The organism is Amycolatopsis sp. NPDC004368, from assembly GCF_053602515.1.
Genome location: NZ_JBSGDT010000007.1, coordinates 107,721 through 126,302 on the forward strand (window position 1 = coordinate 107,721; position 18,582 = coordinate 126,302).

The following is an 18,582-nucleotide window of genomic DNA, read 5'->3' on the forward strand; positions in this document are numbered from 1 at the left end:
GAACTGTGAGGTGATGCTGGGAATGTATTACTTATTCTCCGACGTTGCATCGGCTGGGTGTCGTAGATCGTCTTTTCTGCGCGGAGAGGTGGACGGATGGGCAGGGTGACCGTGCGGCGGCCGGTCCGGAAGATTTCCGCGACCGGTGAACGTCGCCGCCCCGACTCGCTGGCGGCCGAGGAGCCGCTGGAGATCCGCGTCGGCGGGAAAGCACTCGCTGTGACGATGCGCACTCCGGGTCACGATGTCGAGCTGGCACACGGTTTCCTGCTTTCGGAGGGCGTGCTCGGCTCCCGTGAGGACATTTCGGCGGCGCGCTACTGCGATGGCGTCGACGACCAGGGCCGCAACACCTACAACGTGCTCGACGTGACCCTCGCGCCCGGCGTGGCACCGCCCGATGTCGGGGTGGAGCGCAACTTCTACACCACGTCCTCGTGCGGCGTCTGCGGAAAAGCCGCGCTCGACGCCGTGAAGCTCAAGAGCCGCTTTTCGCCCGCGGCTTCGCCGTTCGAGGTGAAAACCGACGTGCTGGTGAAGCTCCCGGATACGTTGCGGGAACAGCAGAAGGTGTTCAAGTCCACCGGCGGGCTGCACGCGGCCGCACTGTTCACCGCGGACGGTGCACTGGAAGTGGTGCGCGAGGACGTCGGCCGGCACAACGCCGTGGACAAGGTGCTGGGCTGGGCCCTGCAGAACGACCGGATCCCGGCGCCCGGGCTCGGGCTGCTGGTCTCCGGCCGTGCCTCGTTCGAGCTCGTGCAGAAGGCGGCGATGGCCGGGATCGGTTTGCTCGCCGCCGTGTCCGCTCCGTCCTCTTTGGCCGTCGAGCTGGCCGAGGAGAACGGCATGACACTCATCGGTTTCCTGCGTGGCGACAGCATGAACCTCTACACCGGCGATCAGCGGCTGCTCACCTAGTCCGTACGGCTCAGGAGACGGGCACCCAGTTGCCGTGGAACCCGTGCGGCACGCGGTCGGGCAGGTGCACGGCGGCGACGGTTTCGAGCGTTCCCGCGTCCAGCAACGTCAGCTCGCTGCGCTGCGTGGCGGCGTCGAAGACGAAACCCATGAGCACGCCGTCGTCCTCGGCAGCGTCCACACGGGACGGCACGAACACGAACTCACCGGGCTGCCGGCCGGGACCGAACGCGTGCCGCTGGGTGGATCCTTTGAGCAGATCGTGTTTGTAGAGGTCGCCGGTGGTCTTCGCGACGTCCCCCGCGGTGATCGCGTAGCCGAAGCGGTGCGGCAGGCCCACCAGCCGCTCGTCGACCCTCGGGAACTCCTGGCCCTGGTCGTCGAGCGGTTGCTCCACGACCTTTCCGGACCCGAGGTCGACGATCCACCGGTAGAGCGTCGGAGCGCTCTGTGGCCCCCGGTGCTCGGGCCCTTCGAACACCCTCGCGTGGCGGATGACGTCGAGCACCAGCCGGTCGCCGTCGTCGTAGGCGTTCAGCGGATGGAAGACGTAGCACGGCTCGACCTCGAACCAGCGCACGTCGGCGTTGCCACCCGCCCGCGGCATCACGCCGATGCGCGCCGGGTAGTCCGGGTTCCACCGGTACGGCATCGCGGTCATCCCGCGGTCGTTGTGCGCCGTAACAGGGTCGGGCACGTCGACGTGGACCGGCTTCTGGTCCGGCGCGAAGGTGACAGGCAGGTCGTAGAACACCACGAACCGCTCAGTGAGGGAAAAGTCGTGCATCATCGGCGCGCCGGTCACCTCGACGTCGACGGTCCGGCGCGCCCGGGCGTCGGTCCCGATCACCGAGTACTGCACGCGGTTGCCCTGGCCGAACTGGTACGTCACGGCGTGCAGCTCACCGGTGCGCGGGTCGCGTTTCGGGTGGCCGGTGTAGCCGCCGGGGAGCGTGCCGTCGAAATCGCAGGCGCAGATCGTCTCGAGCTCCTCCGTCAGCTCGTAGACCGGCAGGCCGCCCTCCATGACCGCGAACGTGCGCCCCGCGTGCCCGATCACGTTGGTGTTGGCGCCGATGAGCACGCCGGGCTGCTCGTTGCCCTGCCCCAGGAAACTGTCGATGCGTGGCGTCCGGACGAAGCGGTTGCGGTACCACTCCGCGCGTCCGCCGCGCAGCCGCACGCCGTGGACCATGCCGTCGCCGAGGAACCAGTGCATGGCGTTCAGGTCGGCCCCGACCGGGTTGGGGCCGTTGCGCAGGTAGCGGCCGTCGAGGTACTCGGGTAGGTGCCCGGTGACCTCCAGCTGCGTCACGGTGTGCTCTTGGACGACGGGGGCGTAGTTGCCCTCGAAGAACCGGTTGGCCATGTTCAGCCTCCTTTCATAACAGTGTTATTCATTGATAACACGGTTACGAAACGCTCGCAAGGGCACGGTTTTCACCGACTGGCACCATTTCGGCCGCCGAAGGACGATGATCGGTGGCCGAGGCAACCCTCCGGTGGCGCGGTGGGTGGGGTTGTGTCGAGGACGGAGGCGGGTGTGCACGGATGGGTCAGCGCGATGTCCGTCGTTCCCACCACCCCGCGGCACCGGGCGGCCGCATGACCGGCCAGGTCACCCGCCGCACCCTGCTCGCCGCCGGGGTGGCCGGCGTCGGGGCGGCCGGGGTGGCGGTGGCGGCCGCGTCGGGCGGGGCGCCGGTCGGCGAGGCGCTGCGGGTGCTGGGCGTGACCACGGTTTCTCCCGCGGTGCCGACCGGGCCTGCCGGGGTGCTGCGCGTGGAGCGGGTCCCTTCGGCGGCGCGGGGCCGGGACGTGGACCTGGTCTTCTTCCTGCCGACCAAGAAGCCGGCCAGAGGCCTGCCGATGTCGCTGATGCTCCACGGCCTCCACGGCACCGCGCGCACGGCCGCCCCGAGCGGCCTGCTGAAGCAGCTCGCGGCGGACGTGGCCCGCAAAGCCGTGCCCGCGCACGGCTACGTCGCGGTCGACGGCGGGGACAACTACTGGCACGAAGTCCACCCCGGCGACGACCCGATGGCGATGCTGCTCGAAGAGGTCCCGCGCTGGCTCGCCGCGCGCGGTCTCGGCGGCGCGCACGGCCTGCCGTTCGCCTGCGCGGGCGTGTCGATGGGCGGCTTCGGCGCGATGGTCTACGGCCGGCGCCGCGCCGAGCGCAGGCAGCCACCCGACGCCGTCGCGGCGATCTCACCCGCGCTGATCGCCAGCTGGCCGGAAATGGCCAAGCGCCACATCTTCACGGGCCAGGCCGACTGGACGTCCCTCGACCCGCTGCGCCACCTCTCCGCCCTGCGCGGCATCCCCACGGCGCTGTGGTGCGGCACCGAGGACGCCTTCATCACGGGCGTCCGCCGCTACATCGCCGCCACGCACCCGGCCGTGGGCTACACGGCGAAGGGCATCCACAGTGACACGTTCTTCCACTCGGTGATCCCGAGCATGGTGAGTTTCGTCGGGAAGCACGTGCACCGCAGCGTCTGAGCCCGCTCATAGCACCGGCTCGTCCGTGCCCCTGCGACTGCGGTGCTCTCACGTCAGTGCCGGGCGACGATCATCAGCACGATCAACCCGGTTCAACCTCAGCTCAGGAAGAAACCCACCGAGCCACCACCGAGATCAGCCAGAACCCCACCATCGTCGACAGCGCCGTCAGCAGGGCCCACCTCAGCTGCAGCCGGCGGGTGTCCGCGGCGCGGAGGAAGCGCAGGAAGTACCAGGCGAGCGCGAACAGCGGCAGCGGGATCAGCGGCAGCGGCGACAGGCGCGTGGCCACTCCCGCGAGGCAGAACACCGCGAAGACCGCCAGGAGGACGGTGCCGGCGCGGTAGAGCCACGGGAAGCGCGTCAGGATGGACGCGACGACCCGTTCGCTCAGTTCGACGATGCCGACCGACGGCGTGAGGGGGCCGTCGGGGGCGGGGGTCCGCTCGGCGGAGTCCGCCACGGCGGCGGCGTTGTCCCCGGGAGCTGCGGTCAGCGGCACGGTTGTCATCCTGTCCATTATCGCGCGTGCCGCGAACCGCCGGGCAGCGGACTCCCGCAAACGGCTCAGGCCGACTTCTCACCACGCTCGCTGCGGGCCCGCCGGGAGGGCTGGCGCGCGACGATCGTGGGGTTCACGTTCTCCCGCACGGTCTGTTCAGTGATCACGACCTTGGCCACGTCGTCGCGGCTCGGGATGTCGTACATCACCGGCTGGAGGACTTCCTCCATGATCGCGCGGAGGCCGCGGGCGCCCGTGCCGCGCAGCATCGCCTGGTCGGCGATGGCTTCCAGCGCCGTCTTGGTGAACTCGAGCTCGACGTTGTCCATCTCGAAGAGCTTCTTGTACTGCTTCACCAGGGCGTTGCGCGGCTGCGTGAGGATCGAGACCAGCGAGTCCTTGTCCAGGTGGTTCACCGTGGCGACCACCGGGAGGCGGCCGATGAACTCCGGGATCAGACCGAACTTGATCAGGTCCTCGGGCATCGTCTCGGAGAAGACGTCGCTGCCCTCGATCTCGGCCTTGGTGCGGATCTCCGCGCCGAAACCGAGGCCGCGCTTGCCGACGCGCTCGTTGATGATCTTCTCGAGCCCCGCGAACGCACCGGCCACGATGAACAGCACGTTGGTGGTGTCGATCTGGATGAACTCCTGGTGCGGGTGCTTGCGCCCGCCCTGCGGCGGCACCGATGCCGTGGTGCCCTCGAGGATCTTCAGCAGGGCCTGCTGCACGCCCTCGCCCGACACGTCGCGCGTGATCGACGGGTTCTCCGACTTGCGGGCGATCTTGTCGACCTCGTCGATGTAGATGATGCCCGTCTCGGCGCGCTTCACGTCGTAGTCGGCGGCCTGGATCAGCTTGAGGAGGATGTTCTCGACGTCCTCACCCACGTAGCCGGCCTCGGTGAGCGCCGTGGCGTCCGCGATGGCGAACGGCACGTTCAGCAGCTTCGCGAGCGTCTGGGCCAGGTAGGTCTTGCCGGTACCGGTCGGGCCCAGCATCAGGATGTTGGACTTCGCCAGCTCGACCGGTTCGTCCTTCGAGTCCTTGGGCCCGGCCTTGTCGTCGGCCTGGATGCGCTTGTAGTGGTTGTACACCGCGACCGCGAGCGTCTTCTTCGCGTCGTCCTGGCCGATGATGTACTGCTCGAGGAACTCGCGGATGTCCGCGGGCTTGGGGAGCTCGTCGAGCTTCACCTCGCCGGCTTCGGCCAGCTCCTCTTCGATGATCTCGTTGCAGAGGTCGATGCACTCATCGCAGATGTAGACCCCGGGGCCGGCAATGAGCTTCTTCACCTGCTTCTGGCTCTTCCCGCAGAAAGAACACTTCAGCAGGTCGCCGCCGTCACCGATCCGTGCCATGGCCGTTGACCTCGTCCCCTCCGGTGCGTGGTACGCACCTGACACTGTCTTGCCGCTCCGGTCTGAGCTGAGGCGTCCCGGAGCTTCACGCACTGCCACTGACGGTACCCGTCCGACGCCGCGAGCGGGAACACCCGAGGCGTCGAAGGCACGTCAGAGCTCGACACTAGACCAGAGGGCCGGTGCGTGTCGCCGATTCGACACGCACCGGCCCGGTGATCAGTTGGCCGACGCCTTCCGGTACGGAAGGACCTCGTCGATCAGCCCGTATGCCTTGGCCTCGTCGGCGGTGAGGATCTTGTCCCGCTCGATGTCGGCCCGGATCTGGTCGGGCTCCTTGTTCGTGTGCTTCGCCAGGATGACCTCCATCTGGCGCCGCACGCGCTGGATCTCGTTGGCCTGGATCTCCAGGTCGGAAACCTGCCCGTAAGTACCCTCGGTGGCGGGCTGGTGGATCAGCACCCGCGCGTTGGGCAGCGCCATGCGCTTGCCCGGCGTGCCGGCCGCCAGCAGCACCGCGGCGGCCGAAGCGGCCTGGCCGAGGCACACCGTGGAGATGTCCGGGCGGATGTACTGCATGGTGTCGTAGATCGCCATCAGCGACGTGAACGACCCACCCGGGGAGTTGATGTAGATGCTGATGTCGCGGTCCGGGTCCTCGTGCTCGAGGTGCAGCAGCTGGGCCATCACGTCGTTGGCCGACGCGTCGTCCACCTGCACGCCGAGGAAGATCGTCCGCTCCTCGTACAGCTTGTTGTACGGGTTGGACTCCTTCACGCCGTAGCTGGTCCGCTCGACGTAGGACGGCAGGATGTACCGCGACTGCGGAGTCTGCGGAGCCCGGAAGTCACCCGGGAGCCGGAAGTTGCTCATGAGAGGTCTCCTGTGTGCTTCGCGCTCAGTTGTTCGAGGTGATGCCGGCCGACAGCACGTGGTCGACGAAGCCGTATTCCTTCGCCTCCTGCGCCGTGAACCAGCGGTCGCGGTCGCCGTCCTTGACGATCTGCTCCGTGGTCTGGCCGGTCTGCTCGGCCGTGATGCGGGCGAGCTCCTGCTTCCACTTGTTGTACAGGTCGGCCTGGATCGCGATGTCGGACGCGGTACCGCCGACACCGGCCGACGGCTGGTGCATCAGGATCCTGGCGTGCGGGAGCGCGTACCGCTTGCCCGGCGTGCCCGACGAGAGCAGGAACTGCCCCATCGAGGCCGCCATGCCCATGGCGTAGGTGGCCACGTCCGGGCGGATCAGCTGCATGGTGTCGTAGATGGCGAACCCGGCGGTGACCGAGCCACCCGGCGAGTTGATGTAGAACCGGATGTCGGACTCGCCGTCGTCCGCGTCGAGCAGCAACAGCTGCGCGGTGATCCGGTTGGCCACCTCGTCGTTGACCTCGGAACCGAGGACGACGATGCGCTCCTGGAGCAACCGCTCGAACACCGAGTCGGTGAGGTTGAGTCCGGAGGTGCCGGTCCGCCCCTCGGGCATGTGCTGCTTCACGTCTGCCTGCCTTTATTCGCCGGCGGCGGCCCTTCGTCGTACCGGGCCACCGCTGTCGTGTTCAGATGCCTTGAGGTCTTGCAAACGACCCTAACGAACTCGGGCGGTGCGGAATGCCCGACACCGCCCAAGTTCGCTCACAGCGTCACTCCGCAGGGGTAGCGGCCGCTTCCTCGGTGACCTGCGTCTCGTCGCCGGCGGGCGCGTCGGCCTCGTCGGCACCGAACAGCTCGGTCAGGTCGATCTCGGCGCCGGAGGCGTCCTTGACGGTCGTGCCGCGCACCACCGACGCGAGCGCCTTGCCGCGGCGCACGTCGGCGTAGATGGCCGTGAGCTGGCCCGACTGCTGCGCGCGCTGCACGTACTCGTCCGGGCTGATGCCGAAGCGCTGGGCCTGGTACATGATGCGCTCGGTGAGCTCGCCGTCGTTGACGGAGGTCTTCTCCTTGTCGGCGATCGTGTCCAGCAGCAGCTGGGTGCGCACCGCCTTCTCCGACTCCTCCTGGACCTCGGTGTTGAACTCGTCCAGCGTGCGACCCTCGGCCTCGAGCGCCTCGGCGAACTTCGCCTCGTCGTGGTCGAACGGGTGCACCGCGTCGTGCTTGCGGTTCTCGATCTCGGCCTCGAGCACCTTCTCCGGGATCGGCACCTCGGTGCGCTCCAGGAGGATGTCGAGGATCTTGTCGCGAGCCTGCACGCCCTGCTGCATCTTCTTGACGCGGCCGAGGCGCTCCCGAAGGTCGCTCTTCAGCTCGTCGATGGTGTCGAACTCGCTCGCGAGCTGCGCGAACTCGTCGTCGGCCTCGGGCAGCTCGCGCTGCTTCACCGACTGCAGGGTGACGGTGACCTCGGCGTCCTGCCCGGCGAACTCGCCGGCCACGAGCTTCGTGGTGAAGGTCTTCGTCTCGCCCTGGCTCGCGCCGATGATGGCCTCGTCGATGCCGTCCACGAGCTGGCCGGAGCCGATCTCGTAGGACAGGCCGCTGGTGGAGGCTTCCTCCACGGCGGTGCCGTCGACCGTGGCCGACAAGTCGATCGACACGAAGTCGCCGTTCTCGGCGGGACGCTCGACACCGGTCAGGGTGCCGAAGCGGGCGCGCAGCTCGTCGAGCTGCTCGTCGACCTCCGCGTCGGTGGTCTCGACGTCGTCGACGCTCACCTCGAGGCCCGCGAGGTCGGGCAGCTCGATCTCCGGCCGCACGTCGACCTCGGCGCTGAACTCCAGGACGTCGCGGTCCTCGAGCTTGGTCACCTCGAACTCCGGCTGGCCCAGCGTGCGGACCTCACCGGCGCGGACGGCCTCGATGTACTTGGCCGGGATGGCTTCGTTGACGACCTCGTCGAGCACCGGCGCACGGCCGATCCGGCTTTCCAGGACGCGAGCGGGCGCCTTGCCGGGCCGGAAGCCCGGGATGCGCACCTGCTGGGCGATCTTGCGGTAGGCGCGGTCGAAGTTCGGCTTGAGCTCGTCGAACGGCACCTCGACATTGATCTTGACTCGCGTCGGGCTGAGCTGCTCGACGGTGCTCTTCAAGGTCTTCTCCTCGAGCGGTAAACGATGTGGGTGGTCAGTCCTTCAGGACGGCCCCGGTCACCTGCCGACCGGGACAGCCGAGTCTAGGCCAGTGGCGTGACCGGACCTGGTCGGGGGCACCCTGACACCCCTCCCGATCAGCGGTCGAGCGCGGGCCGGCCTCGTCGTGGACCCGGCGCACGGCCTGCGCCTTTCCCCGGCCGACGCCGATTCCTCGGCAAAACGATTTACAAACCCCGCCCGGTTGTCTAGGTTTTCACCGCTTGGCCAGGAGCGATCGACCGAGGAGACCGCTCGATGCCCGTCGTCGACAGCCGGCTCGGCACCGGGGAGCAGCACGGCCCGACCGTGCCCAGCCCTCGGATCCCGCTCGCGCCCGCGTCGCTGCCCACGCTCGTGCTGTTCACCGCCGGCCTGGCCGGGTGGGTCACGACCACGTGGCTGCTGCTCACCGGGCTCGCGCCGCTGTGGGTCACGATCCCGCTGCACGCGCTGGTCACGTTCACGATGTTCACCGTCGCGCACGAGTCGGCCCACCACGCCGCGGGCAAGCTCACCTGGCTCAACGAGGTGCTCGGCCGCCTGGCGATGCTGTTCGTGGCGGCCTACGGCTCGTTCCCGCTGCTGCGCTTCATCCACCTCGAGCACCACCGCAACACCAACGCCGACGCGAGCACCGACCCGGACGCGTGGACCACGCAGGGCCCGTGGTGGCAGCTGCCGTTGCGCTGGCTGACGATCGACCTCTGGTACGCCCGCTTCTACTCCCGCCGCGCGCACGGCCGCCCGCGTGCGGAACGCGCCGAGACGCTGGTGGCGCTCACCGCGTTCGCCGCGATGGTGGTCGCGGTGCTGGCGTCCGGCCACGGCTGGGAGCTGCTGGCGGTCTACCTGATCCCGCAGCGGCTCGGGCTCGCGCTGCTGGCCTGGTGGTTCGACTGGCTGCCCCACCACGGTCTCGCCGAGAACCGCTTCGGCGCCGCGCGGGTGCGCGTGGGGCTGGAGTGGCTGATGACGCCGATCATGCTGTCGCAGAACTACCACCTCGTGCACCACCTGCACCCGGGAATCCCGTTCCACCGCTACGTGCGCGCGTGGAACGACAACCGCGACGCCTACCTGGCGCGCGAGGTCCCGATCACCACGGCGTGGGGCCGCGAGCTGACCGCCGACGAGTACCGCGCGTGGCGCCATCTCACAGAGTGTTTCGAGAAGACCCCGCCACCCGAGCCGTCGCGCCACGGGCCGCGGCAGTTCCACGCGTTGCGGGTCGCCGCGGTGGAACCGGTGACGCAGGACGCCGTGGTGGTCACCTTCACCGTGCCCGACGGGCTGCGCGAGACGTTCCGCCACGTGCCCGGCCAGCACGTGGCGGTGCGCACGGCGGTCGACGGCACCGTGGTCCGGCGCACGTACTCGATCTGCTCCCCCGCCGGCTCGGCGTCGCTGCGGATCGCCGTGAAACGCCGGCCTGGTGGCACGTTCTCGGCGTTCGCGACCACGCTCCTGAAGCCGGGTGACGTGCTGGAGGTGCTGCCGCCCTCCGGTGGCTTCGCGCTCTCGCCGCGCGCGGACCGCTCCGCGCACTACGTGATGCTGGCGGCGGGCAGCGGCATCACGCCGGTGCTGTCGATCCTCTCGAGCGTGCTGCGCACCGAGACCCACAGCCGCGTGACCTTGTTGTACGTCAACACCTCCGGCGCGAGCACAATGTTCGCCGACGAGCTCTCGGCGCTCGCGCGCGAGGGCGCGGGCCGGCTGCACGTGGTCCACTTTCGCACCGACGTGCGTGATCCCGACCTGCACGCGCACCGGCCGGTGCGGCACTTCGACACCGTCGGCGAGGCGCTGGCGATCTCGCACGAGCGCTACCGCAGTGGCCGCCTGGACGCGACCCGGCTGCGGGCGCTGCTGCAGAACCGGCTGCACCCGGCGAAGGTCGACCAGTGGTTCTTGTGCGGCCCGCGCGGCCTGCTCGACACGGTGCGCCGCACGCTGCGCGAGGCCTACGTGCCCGACGAGGACGTGCAGTTCGAGCTCTTCGCCGGTGCGCCGGCGCGCAGCCCGAAAGGCTCGCCGGCGGCCTTGTCCGTCACGGTCGGGCGGACGGTGACGGACATCGTGACGCGACCGGGCGAGACCGTGCTCGACGCTGCACTGCGCGCCCGGCTCGACGTGCCGTACTCGTGCACCGGCGGCGCGTGCGGCAGCTGCGTGGCGAAGCTCGTGCGCGGCCGCGTGGACATGGACGTGCAGTACGCGCTGACGGAGGTCGACGTCGCCGACAACCGCATCCTGACCTGCCGCGCCCGCCCGACCACGCCCGAGCTGGCGGTCGACTACGACCGGTGAGAGCCTCGCCGGATGGGTTCCGCCGCTGAGGTCGTCGCCCGGCTCACGGGCCGGGAAGTGCTGTCCGTGCGCTCCGGGGTGTTGACCGAAGCCCGGCTGAGCGACGGGTGGGTCGTCGTCAAACACGCCCCCGGTGCGGCCGCCGCGGAGGCCGCGGGACTGCGGTGGCTCGCTTCCGCCCGGGCCGTGCCGGTGGTTGCGGTGCTGGGCGCCGACGACGAGTGGCTGGTGCTGGAGCGGGTTTCTCCCGCGCGTCCGACGGTGGCCGCCGCGCGGAACTTCGGACGGGGGTTGGCCCGGCTGCACGTGGCCGGCGCCCCCGCGTTCGGGTCGCCGCCGCCGGGCGGGCCGGTGGCCGCGTGGATCGGGACGGCGCCGATGGCGAACGTGACCGGCACCGACTGGCCGCGGTGGTACGCCGAGCAGCGGGTGCTGCCGTACGTGCGAACGGCGGTGGACGCCGGGACGCTTGCGGCGGCGGAGGCCCGGGTCTTCGAACGGGCGTGCGCGCGGTTCGGCGAGGTCGCCGGGCCGGGTGAGAGCCCCGCCCGGTTGCACGGGGATCTCTGGAACGGCAACGTCCTGTGGACCGGCACCGGCGTCCGCCTCATCGACCCGGCCGCCCACGGCGGGCACCGGGAGACGGATCTCGCGATGCTGCGGCTGTTCGGCTGCCCGCACCTCGACGACGTCGTGGCCGCGTACGACGAGGTGGCGCCGCTGGCCGCCGGGTGGCGGGAGCGGGTGCCGCTGCACCAGTTGTTCCCGCTGCTCGTGCACACCGTCCTGTTCGGACGGTCCTATGCAGAGCAAGCCCTTGCGGCAGCGCGGGAATCACTGTGACTGCATCTCCGGATGCCTCTGTGATGGACGTGGTGGTGGCCGTGTCGCCGTAGGTGGTGGCGATGATCGTGACCTCTCGCCGGTGGTCGTGAACTCACCGCGGAGGGCCTGGCCGAGGCCGCCTGCACCGCCGGGTCCGAAGCGTTGCCCGGGGCCACCCTGGCCCGCGCCGGGGCGCACCCACGGTGTGCTCGGTGGTAACAGTGTCCTGAGTGGACGGTGGCGTCGGCATGGTGTGCTCCTCTTCGAAGGGGGAACGACGACCACGGTCGGGGTGGTGCCGGTGCGGGCACCGTGCCCGTGGTCAGCCGCTCCTGTGACCCGACTTTTCGCCGCATGCCTGACATCACAGCGGGCTCACAGGCAGCACACATGCGGCCCACACCCGGCACCCGCACGCTCGGGGGATGACATCGCGCGCGCACACCGCCTCACCCCGCCTGGGGCGGCTTTCGCTGCGCGCAAGGCTCACCGTGTCGATCGTCGCACTGCTGTCGCTGGTGTGCCTGGTGATCGGGGTGGTGAGCGAGTTCGCGCTGCGGGCGTTCCTCATCGACCAGACCGACGGGCAGCTCTACGCCGCGGCCGGGCGCGCCCGGGACTTCGCGCTGCACGGCGGGCCGCTGGGCGGGCACAACCCGCTCGACGCGCCGGGACAGGGCGTCGGCACCGTCAACGCCCACTTCTCCGGCGGTCAACTGGTCGACGGCGGCTCGCTGTCCCAGCACGGCCAGCGCGTGACGCTCACCGCCGACCAGCTCGCGGCCCTGCAGAGCCTGCCCGCCGACGGCCGTGCATACACCCGCACCGTCGGCGACCTCGGCGACTACCGCCTCACCGCCGCCCCGATCCCCGACGGCGTGGTCGTGACCGGCGTACCGCTCGAACAGGTGCACCAGACGCTGCTCACCGTCGGGCTGATCCTGTTCGGCGTCGCGGCCGCCGGGGTGATCGGCGCGGCCTTCGTCGGCGCCTTCGCGGTGCGGCGCACGCTGCGCCCGCTCGACCGCGTCGCCGCGACGGCCGCGCAGGTCTCCGAGCTGCCGTTGGACCGCGGTCACGTCGACCTCTCCGTGCGCGTGCCCGACGGCGACACCGACCCGCGCACGGAGGTCGGTCAGCTCGGCTCGGCGCTCAACCTCATGCTGGGCCACATCTCCGCCGCGCTGGAAGCCCGGCACGCCAGCGAAATGCGCGTGCGCCGCTTCGTCGCCGACGCGAGCCACGAGCTGCGTACGCCCCTGGCCGCCATCCGCGGTTACGCCGAGCTCGCGAGCCGCATGGCGCTGAGCCCGGACGTCGCCCGCTCCATGACCCGCATCGAGTCCGAGGCCGACCGCATGACGACCCTCGTGGAAGACCTCCTGCTGCTGGCCCGGCTCGACGCGGGCCGTCCGCTGGACCTCGCGGAGGTCGACCTGGCCCGCCTGGTCGCCGACACCGTGAGCGACGCCCACGTGGCCGGTCCTTCGCACCACTGGGAGCTGCGCCTGCCCGAGGCGCCGGTGCTCGTGGTCGGCGACGTGCAGCGCCTGCACCAGGTCCTGGCCAACCTGCTGGCCAACGCCCGGGTGCACACCCCGCCCGGCACCACCGTCGTCACGTCCCTGGCGCAGTCGCCCGACGGCACGGCGGTCGTCACGGTCACCGACAACGGCCCCGGCATCCCGTCGGACCTCCTCCCGGCCGTGTTCGAACGCTTCGCCCGCGGCGACTCGTCCCGCTCCCGCGCCGCCGGCTCCACCGGGCTCGGCATGGCCATCGCGGCGGCGGTGCTGGTGGCGCACCACGGGACGATCGAGGTGCAGAGCGTGCCGGGACGCACGGAGTTCGCCGTCCGGCTGCCCGTGGTGGTTCCGGCGCAACGCACCGGCTCGCCGGTGGCGCGGATCGAAGCGACGGGATGACCACGACCGCGGTCGCGGTGTCCCCGGCGGCCCAGCGGGAAGCCGTACCCCAGGTGATCGATCGCGTGGTCGTGCCACAACCTCGTCGTTCGCGTCGCACGGCGACCTGCGGTGGCTGGAGATCGCCGTCGCGCGGTTACCGGGGGGCCGGCCGGGCAGCGTCGCCGGCCGGGTCCGGCCGCGGTCAGGACGCGGGGCCGGTGATCTTCCACAACCGGGCGTTCCAGCCGGACGAGTCGAGGGCCAGCGCGGTGCCGTCCTGCTGGAACTCGAAGTCGAGCGGGCTGATCCCGTAGAACCTCGCGAGCAGCGGGGTCGAGCCCGTGGCGGTGTCGATGCGGTGGAAGTCGCCGGTGCCGGCGACGAAGTACGCGGTGCCACCAGGCGCGACGCTCACCGCGTTCGGCTCGTACAGATCGCCGCCGCCGAAGTCGGTGCGGGCGCCGGTCACGGCGTCGACCGAGGCAACCTCGCCGGTGAACGACACCACCCACACCCGGCCGCCGGCCGCGGCCAGGTCCATGATCCCGCCGAGCCCGGTGGCGAGCTGCCGCGGCGCCTGCCCCGCGACGAGGTCCCACACCACACCGTCGACGCCGCCCGCGTACACGTGGCCGTCGTGGTAGAAGACGGACAACACCGAGCCGAGCCCGTCGGCGATCACGGCCGACGAGCCGGTCGTGGAGTTCACCTCGACCACCCTGCCGTCGAACACGCCGGTGTAGACCGTGCCCGCGCCGTCGGCGGACACGCCCCGCAGGTTGCCCAGTCCGGTCGCGACCGTGCGCGCCGCGCCGGTGGTGAGGTCGACTTTCGTGATCGACCCGTCGCGGCTGCTGACCAGCGCCGAGCCGTGGCCGTCGGGTGTCGCGGAGTACGCCTGGCCGAGGTCCGGACCGACCGCGACGCAGTTCGACGACGGGCAGGCCTGGTTCGGCGTCGCGGCATCCGCCGTGACGGGAAGGCCGAGCGCGAGGCACGCAGCCAGCGCGGTGGCGCCGAGAAACCGGCGCGAGGAGAGCGATCTCATGAGGAATTCCGTTCTGCTTCGGTGAGCAAGGCCTCCTGGGTACGAGACAGCGGCGCGAAGCGTTCACCCCCGGTCCCGGCCACCGGAACACCGGGGGCCAACGGCAAGAATTCCGGCCCGGAAGTGCCCGCTCCGATCGCACCTCGGCGCGCCGCGTCCCCGGAACGGCCGAAAGCAGCTTCCGCGTGTGGTCCTCACCTGGGCCGCGGCCACCGCCGGTTCCCACGACGCCACCGCCCGGCCGCGAACCGGGTTGCCGAGAACCACACCGCGACCACAGTGGACGGTGTCAGCGGGGACGACCCGACATCCTGAGATAAGCCGCACCTCGCGGCGAGATCCGGTAGCCCACCTCGAGCGACAAGGTCAGCCCCAGGTCCTTCAGCTTGCGCACCGACCGCTTGAACACCAGCAGCTCGTCCCACCCGAGCCGCTCGGCCAGCGTCCCCGCCCGCAGCCCCGGGTTCGCCGCGATCGCCTCCAGCGTTTCGCGGGTCCACGGGTGGGGCCCGGCTGCGTCGAAGCGCAGCAGCCGTGCGGAAATCGCCTCGACGTCGTCGGCCGTGAGCGCCGCGGCGGCCGCGAGCGTGTCGCGCGGGTCGCCGCCCGGCACGACGTGGAACTGCACGCGGTACAACGGCACGGACTCGTCGCCGCGGATGCTCGCCAGCAGTTCCGCGCGGTCGGCGTACCCGGCCGCCACGGCGTCGGCGCCGGTGAGGTCTTCGGGGCGCACCTCGTCGACGTGCTCGACCTCGATCAGGTCCACGCCCGTGCGGTAGCGGTGCCCGGCGATCGCCTTGTTGCGCGCCCAGCGCCGCACCATCACCGTCACGTGCCCGGCGTGGATGCCTTCCCGCAGTCGTGCTTCGAACAGCATCCGCTCATCGTACGGGCTTCTTCAAGATCACCCGTTGGTGTAATGACCCACAGGCCACCCACAGCGATGCCACAAGCCGGGCAAAGCCGCGGACCGAACGATGAAGCCCATGAACGCCACCGCACCTTCCCGGGTAACGGGGACCACCGGCCGGGTCCCGAGCCCGCGACCCGGCTCGACGCCGGTCGGGCTCGGCGGGCCGCAGCCGGTGCTCGACGTCGTGATCCCGGTGTACAACGAGGAAACCGACCTCGAGCCGTGCATCCGCCGGCTGCACGCGCACCTCGAAGCGCACGCCGGCTGCACCTATCGCATCACGATCGCGGACAACGCGAGCACCGACGCCACGTTGAGAATCGCCGAGCAGCTCGCCGCCGAGTTCGCGCACGTCCAGGTGCACCACCTCGACGAGAAGGGCCGCGGACGTGCCCTCAACGCCGTCTGGTCCACTTCGGACGCTCAAGTCCTGGCCTACATGGACGTGGATCTCTCCACCGACCTCGCCGCGCTGCAGCCGCTCGTGGCGCCGCTGCTGTCCGGGCACTCGGACCTCGCGATCGGCAGCCGGCTCGCGCGGGGCGCGCGGGTCGTGCGCGGGCCGAAGCGCGAGTTCATTTCGCGCTGCTACAACTTGATCCTCAGGAGCGCCCTCGCCGCCCGGTTTTCCGACGCACAGTGCGGTTTCAAGGCCATCCGCGCGGACGTCGCGCGCCGCCTGCTGCCGCATGTTCGCGACACGGGCTGGTTCTTCGACACCGAGCTGCTCGTGCTCGCGCAACGCGCCGGCCTGCGGATCCACGAGGTCCCTGTCGACTGGGTCGACGACCCGCGCTCGTCGGTGCACCTCGTCCCGACCGCGACCGAGGACCTCAAGGGGATCGTGCGCATCACCCGCGCCACACTCACCGGCGAGATCCCCGTGCGCCTCCTGCGGGAGCAGCTGGGCCGCGAGCCGATCGGCGTCACCGCGCCCGGTGTGCCGCCCGGGCTGGTGAAGCAGCTGGTGCGGTTCGCCGCCGTCGGGGTCGCCAGCACCGCGGCGTATCTCGTGTTGTTCTTGGTGCTGCGCACCGGGATCGGCTCGCAGGCCGCGAACTTCCTGGCCTTGTTCGTGACGGCCGTGGCCAACACCGCCGTGAACCGCCGGGTCACGTTCGGCGTCCGTGGGCGGGGTGGCGCCGGACGGCACCAGTTCGAGGGCCTGCTCGTGTTCGGTCTCGGCCTCGTGCTCACCAGCGGCTCGCTCGCGCTGCTCAACCACACGACCCACCCGGGCCTCGTGCTGGAGACGACCGTGCTGGTGCTGGCGAACCTCGCCGCCACGGTGCTCCGCTTCCTGCTGCTGCGCGGCTGGGTGTTCAACCCGCGCCGCCGTCCGTCCGAGGAGTCTCAATGACTGCCACGCTCTCCGTCCCCGCTGTTTCGGTGCGCCCTGTGCCGTGGACTCGTCCGGCGGTGTTCGGGCTCCTCGTGCTCACGGCCGTAATGTATTTCTGGGATCTCCCGGCTTCGGGGTTCGGCAACTCGTTCTACGCGGCCGCCGTGCAGTCGGGCACGCAGAACGTCGAGGCCTGGCTCTTCGGCTCGCTCGACGCCGGCAACGTGATCACTGTCGACAAACCGCCTGCCGCGCTGTGGGTGGGGACGGCGTTCGCCCGCGTCTTCGGCTTCTCCAGTTTCACGGTGCTGGCCCCGCAGGCGCTGATGGGCGTCGTTTCGGTCGGGTTGCTGTACCTGACGGTCCGCCGGGTGTCCGGTCCGGTGCCCGGGTTGCTCGCGGGTGCCGGGCTGGCGTTGACGCCCGTGGCGGCGTTGATGTTCCGGTTCAACAATCCCGATGCGTTGCTGGTGCTGTTGTTGATCGTGGCTGCGTATTGCGCGGTGCGGGCGGCGGAGAAGGCGAGCCCGCTGTGGCTGACGTTCGCCGGGGTGGCGGTGGGGTTCGGTTTTCTGACGAAGATGATGCAGGCGTTTCTTGTGGTGCCGGGGTTGGCGTTGGCGTATCTGGTGGCTGCGCCGACGTCTCTGGGGAAGCGCTTGCTGCATCTGGTTTGCGCGGGTGCGGCAGTGCTGGTGTCGGCGGGCTGGTTCGTGGCGCTGGTGTCGATCTGGCCCGCGGGTTCGCGGCCGTACATCGGTGGTTCGACGGGTGACAGTCTTCTCGAGCTCGCTCTTGGGTACAACGGCCTCAGCCGCATCTTCGGCGGCTCGGGTGGTGGTGGCTTCGGTGGAGGTGGTTCTGCCTTTGGTGGCAGCAGCGGCCTCGGCCGGATGTTCGGCGCGAGCTTCGGCACGGAGGTGTCGTGGCTGCTGCCCGCCGCGGTGATCGGCCTGGTCGCCGGCCTGTGGTTCACGCGCCGCAGCGCCCGCACCGACCGCACCCGCGCCGCACTGCTGTTGTGGGGCGGCTGGCTGCTCGTGACCGGCTTGGTGTTCAGCTTCATGAGCGGGATCGTGCACCCGTACTACTCGGTTCAGCTCGCGCCCGCGATCGCCGCCGTGGTGGCGATTTCCGGCCACGCCCTGTGGCGCGGCCGCGCTCACCAGGCTCCGCGCGCGGTGCTCGGCGCGATGATCGCCGTGACGGCCGTGTGGAGCTTCATCCTCCTCGACCGCACGCCCGACTGGCTGCCCTGGCTGCGCTGGGTTCTCGTGGCGCTGGGGTTGCTGATCGCGACGGTTGTGGTCGTCGGCGTGGCACCGCTTCGCCACGCGGTGACCGTCCTCGCGGCTTTCTGTGTGCTGACGTTGGGGTTGGGCACCGCGGCCTACGCCCTCGATACGGCGGCGCAGCCCCACACCGGCTCGATCCCCACGTCGGGCTCGGCCACCTCGGACGTCGGCTCAGGCTTCGGTGCCGGCTTCGGCTTCGGCGATGACCAATCGAACAGCGAACTCTCCCAGCTCCTGGCGGGCACCACCACGACCTGGGCCGCAGCCACCACCGGCTCCCCATCCGCCGCGAGCCTCGAACTCGTCAGCGGCAAATCGGTCATCGCCATCGGCGGCTGGGACGGCAGCGACCCCGCCCCCACCCTCACCGAATTCCAGCAGTACGTGACCAACGGCCAAGTCTCCTACTACGTCGACGGCGGCCCCGGCGGCGGCCCGGGCGGCGGCGGTGGCGCGGGCAACTCCAGTGCCATCGCCGAATGGATCGCGGCCACCTTCACCGCCACCGCGGTCGGCAACACCACGGTTTACGACCTCACGAAGTAGCTCCCGGCTTCAGGGGAGGTCACTGCACCC

15 protein-coding genes are annotated in these 18,582 nt (G+C 70.4%); 7 read left to right on the plus strand and 8 right to left on the minus strand.

Annotated features, from left to right (window positions below):
* The first annotated feature begins 96 nt into the window (after positions 1-96).
* A complete protein-coding gene (fdhD, locus tag ACWEOE_RS13350) occupies positions 97-921 on the plus strand; it encodes a formate dehydrogenase accessory sulfurtransferase FdhD (protein WP_452007884.1) in 825 nt (274 codons plus the stop codon).
* Positions 922-931: 10 nt separating this feature from the next.
* Here fdhD and ACWEOE_RS13355 read toward each other — a convergent pair whose 3' ends face one another.
* Positions 932-2,290, minus strand: coding sequence for a carotenoid oxygenase family protein (locus ACWEOE_RS13355; protein ID WP_452007886.1), 1,359 nt, complete (start codon positions 2,288-2,290; stop codon positions 932-934).
* A gap of 236 nt (positions 2,291-2,526) precedes the next feature.
* Between ACWEOE_RS13355 and ACWEOE_RS13360 the strand changes: the two genes are divergently transcribed.
* Entirely contained in the window at positions 2,527-3,426 is a 900-nt protein-coding gene (locus ACWEOE_RS13360) for an alpha/beta hydrolase (RefSeq protein ID WP_452007888.1), read from the plus strand.
* A 103-nt stretch (positions 3,427-3,529) separates the two neighbouring features.
* On the opposite strand, the gene ACWEOE_RS13365 is transcribed toward ACWEOE_RS13360, so the two are convergent.
* The 5 genes from ACWEOE_RS13365 to tig form a co-directional block, all read right to left on the minus strand.
* Positions 3,530-3,937, minus strand: a complete 408-nt coding sequence (locus tag ACWEOE_RS13365) for a hypothetical protein (protein ID WP_452007890.1) — start codon at positions 3,935-3,937, stop codon at positions 3,530-3,532.
* Positions 3,938-3,993: 56 nt separating this feature from the next.
* On the minus strand, positions 3,994-5,289 hold the full coding sequence (gene clpX, locus ACWEOE_RS13370; RefSeq protein WP_452007892.1) for an ATP-dependent Clp protease ATP-binding subunit ClpX: 1,296 nt from the start codon (positions 5,287-5,289) through the stop codon (positions 3,994-3,996).
* A 219-nt stretch (positions 5,290-5,508) separates the two neighbouring features.
* On the minus strand, positions 5,509-6,162 hold the full coding sequence (locus ACWEOE_RS13375) for an ATP-dependent Clp protease proteolytic subunit (protein ID WP_285973822.1): 654 nt from the start codon (positions 6,160-6,162) through the stop codon (positions 5,509-5,511).
* A 25-nt stretch (positions 6,163-6,187) separates the two neighbouring features.
* Entirely contained in the window at positions 6,188-6,787 is a 600-nt protein-coding gene (locus tag ACWEOE_RS13380) for a ClpP family protease (RefSeq protein WP_452007894.1), read from the minus strand.
* A gap of 145 nt (positions 6,788-6,932) precedes the next feature.
* Positions 6,933-8,321 carry a trigger factor gene (gene tig, locus ACWEOE_RS13385; protein WP_452007896.1) on the minus strand — a complete coding sequence of 463 codons (1,389 nt, stop codon included), beginning with the start codon at positions 8,319-8,321 and terminating at the stop codon, positions 6,933-6,935.
* 297 nt (positions 8,322-8,618) lie between these two features.
* On the opposite strand from tig, the gene ACWEOE_RS13390 reads away from it, so the two are divergent.
* The 3 genes from ACWEOE_RS13390 (at position 8,619) to ACWEOE_RS13400 (ending at position 13,423) form a co-directional block, all read left to right on the plus strand.
* Positions 8,619-10,673, plus strand: coding sequence for a fatty acid desaturase (locus ACWEOE_RS13390; RefSeq protein WP_452007899.1), 2,055 nt, complete (start codon positions 8,619-8,621; stop codon positions 10,671-10,673).
* Between the two features lie 12 nt (positions 10,674-10,685).
* Positions 10,686-11,516: a fructosamine kinase family protein gene (locus tag ACWEOE_RS13395; RefSeq protein ID WP_452007902.1), complete on the plus strand. Its 831-nt coding sequence runs from the start codon at positions 10,686-10,688 to the stop codon at positions 11,514-11,516.
* A gap of 407 nt (positions 11,517-11,923) precedes the next feature.
* The gene (locus tag ACWEOE_RS13400) at positions 11,924-13,423 is read left to right on the plus strand and encodes a sensor histidine kinase (protein ID WP_452007905.1); all 1,500 of its coding nucleotides are present in this window, start codon (positions 11,924-11,926) and stop codon (positions 13,421-13,423) included.
* A 184-nt stretch (positions 13,424-13,607) separates the two neighbouring features.
* On the opposite strand, the gene ACWEOE_RS13405 is transcribed toward ACWEOE_RS13400, so the two are convergent.
* Together ACWEOE_RS13405 and ACWEOE_RS13410 are read right to left on the minus strand one after the other, a co-directional pair.
* Positions 13,608-14,453, minus strand: coding sequence for a hypothetical protein (locus ACWEOE_RS13405; RefSeq protein WP_452007907.1), 846 nt, complete (start codon positions 14,451-14,453; stop codon positions 13,608-13,610).
* Between the two features lie 289 nt (positions 14,454-14,742).
* The gene (locus tag ACWEOE_RS13410; protein ID WP_452007910.1) at positions 14,743-15,333 is read right to left on the minus strand and encodes a hypothetical protein; all 591 of its coding nucleotides are present in this window, start codon (positions 15,331-15,333) and stop codon (positions 14,743-14,745) included.
* Between the two features lie 109 nt (positions 15,334-15,442).
* Here ACWEOE_RS13410 and ACWEOE_RS13415 point away from each other — a divergent pair, with 109 nt between their 5' ends.
* Positions 15,443-16,729 (plus strand): glycosyltransferase, encoded by a 1,287-nt coding sequence (locus tag ACWEOE_RS13415; RefSeq protein WP_452007913.1) that lies wholly within the window; start codon positions 15,443-15,445, stop codon positions 16,727-16,729.
* The gene (locus ACWEOE_RS13420; RefSeq protein ID WP_452007915.1) at positions 16,726-18,552 is read left to right on the plus strand and encodes a glycosyltransferase family 39 protein; all 1,827 of its coding nucleotides are present in this window, start codon (positions 16,726-16,728) and stop codon (positions 18,550-18,552) included. Before ACWEOE_RS13415 ends, ACWEOE_RS13420 begins: the two co-directional genes overlap by 4 nt.
* The last annotated feature ends 30 nt before the right edge of the window (positions 18,553-18,582 follow it).

Coding starts and splice junctions, on each gene's coding strand:
- ACWEOE_RS13375 (WP_285973822.1), bottom strand. CDS start 6,162: ATGAGCAACTTCCGGCTCCCGGGTGACTTCCGGGCTCCGCAGACTCCG.
- clpX (WP_452007892.1), bottom strand. CDS start 5,289: ATGGCACGGATCGGTGACGGCGGCGACCTGCTGAAGTGTTCTTTCTGC.
- ACWEOE_RS13360 (WP_452007888.1), top strand. CDS start 2,527: ATGACCGGCCAGGTCACCCGCCGCACCCTGCTCGCCGCCGGGGTGGCC.
- ACWEOE_RS13355 (WP_452007886.1), bottom strand. CDS start 2,290: ATGGCCAACCGGTTCTTCGAGGGCAACTACGCCCCCGTCGTCCAAGAG.
- ACWEOE_RS13395 (WP_452007902.1), top strand. CDS start 10,686: ATGGGTTCCGCCGCTGAGGTCGTCGCCCGGCTCACGGGCCGGGAAGTG.
- ACWEOE_RS13405 (WP_452007907.1), bottom strand. CDS start 14,453: ATGAGATCGCTCTCCTCGCGCCGGTTTCTCGGCGCCACCGCGCTGGCT.
- fdhD (WP_452007884.1), top strand. CDS start 97: ATGGGCAGGGTGACCGTGCGGCGGCCGGTCCGGAAGATTTCCGCGACC.
- ACWEOE_RS13400 (WP_452007905.1), top strand. CDS start 11,924: ATGACATCGCGCGCGCACACCGCCTCACCCCGCCTGGGGCGGCTTTCG.
- ACWEOE_RS13410 (WP_452007910.1), bottom strand. CDS start 15,333: ATGCTGTTCGAAGCACGACTGCGGGAAGGCATCCACGCCGGGCACGTG.
- ACWEOE_RS13415 (WP_452007913.1), top strand. CDS start 15,443: ATGAACGCCACCGCACCTTCCCGGGTAACGGGGACCACCGGCCGGGTC.
- ACWEOE_RS13390 (WP_452007899.1), top strand. CDS start 8,619: ATGCCCGTCGTCGACAGCCGGCTCGGCACCGGGGAGCAGCACGGCCCG.
- ACWEOE_RS13365 (WP_452007890.1), bottom strand. CDS start 3,937: ATGACAACCGTGCCGCTGACCGCAGCTCCCGGGGACAACGCCGCCGCC.
- ACWEOE_RS13420 (WP_452007915.1), top strand. CDS start 16,726: ATGACTGCCACGCTCTCCGTCCCCGCTGTTTCGGTGCGCCCTGTGCCG.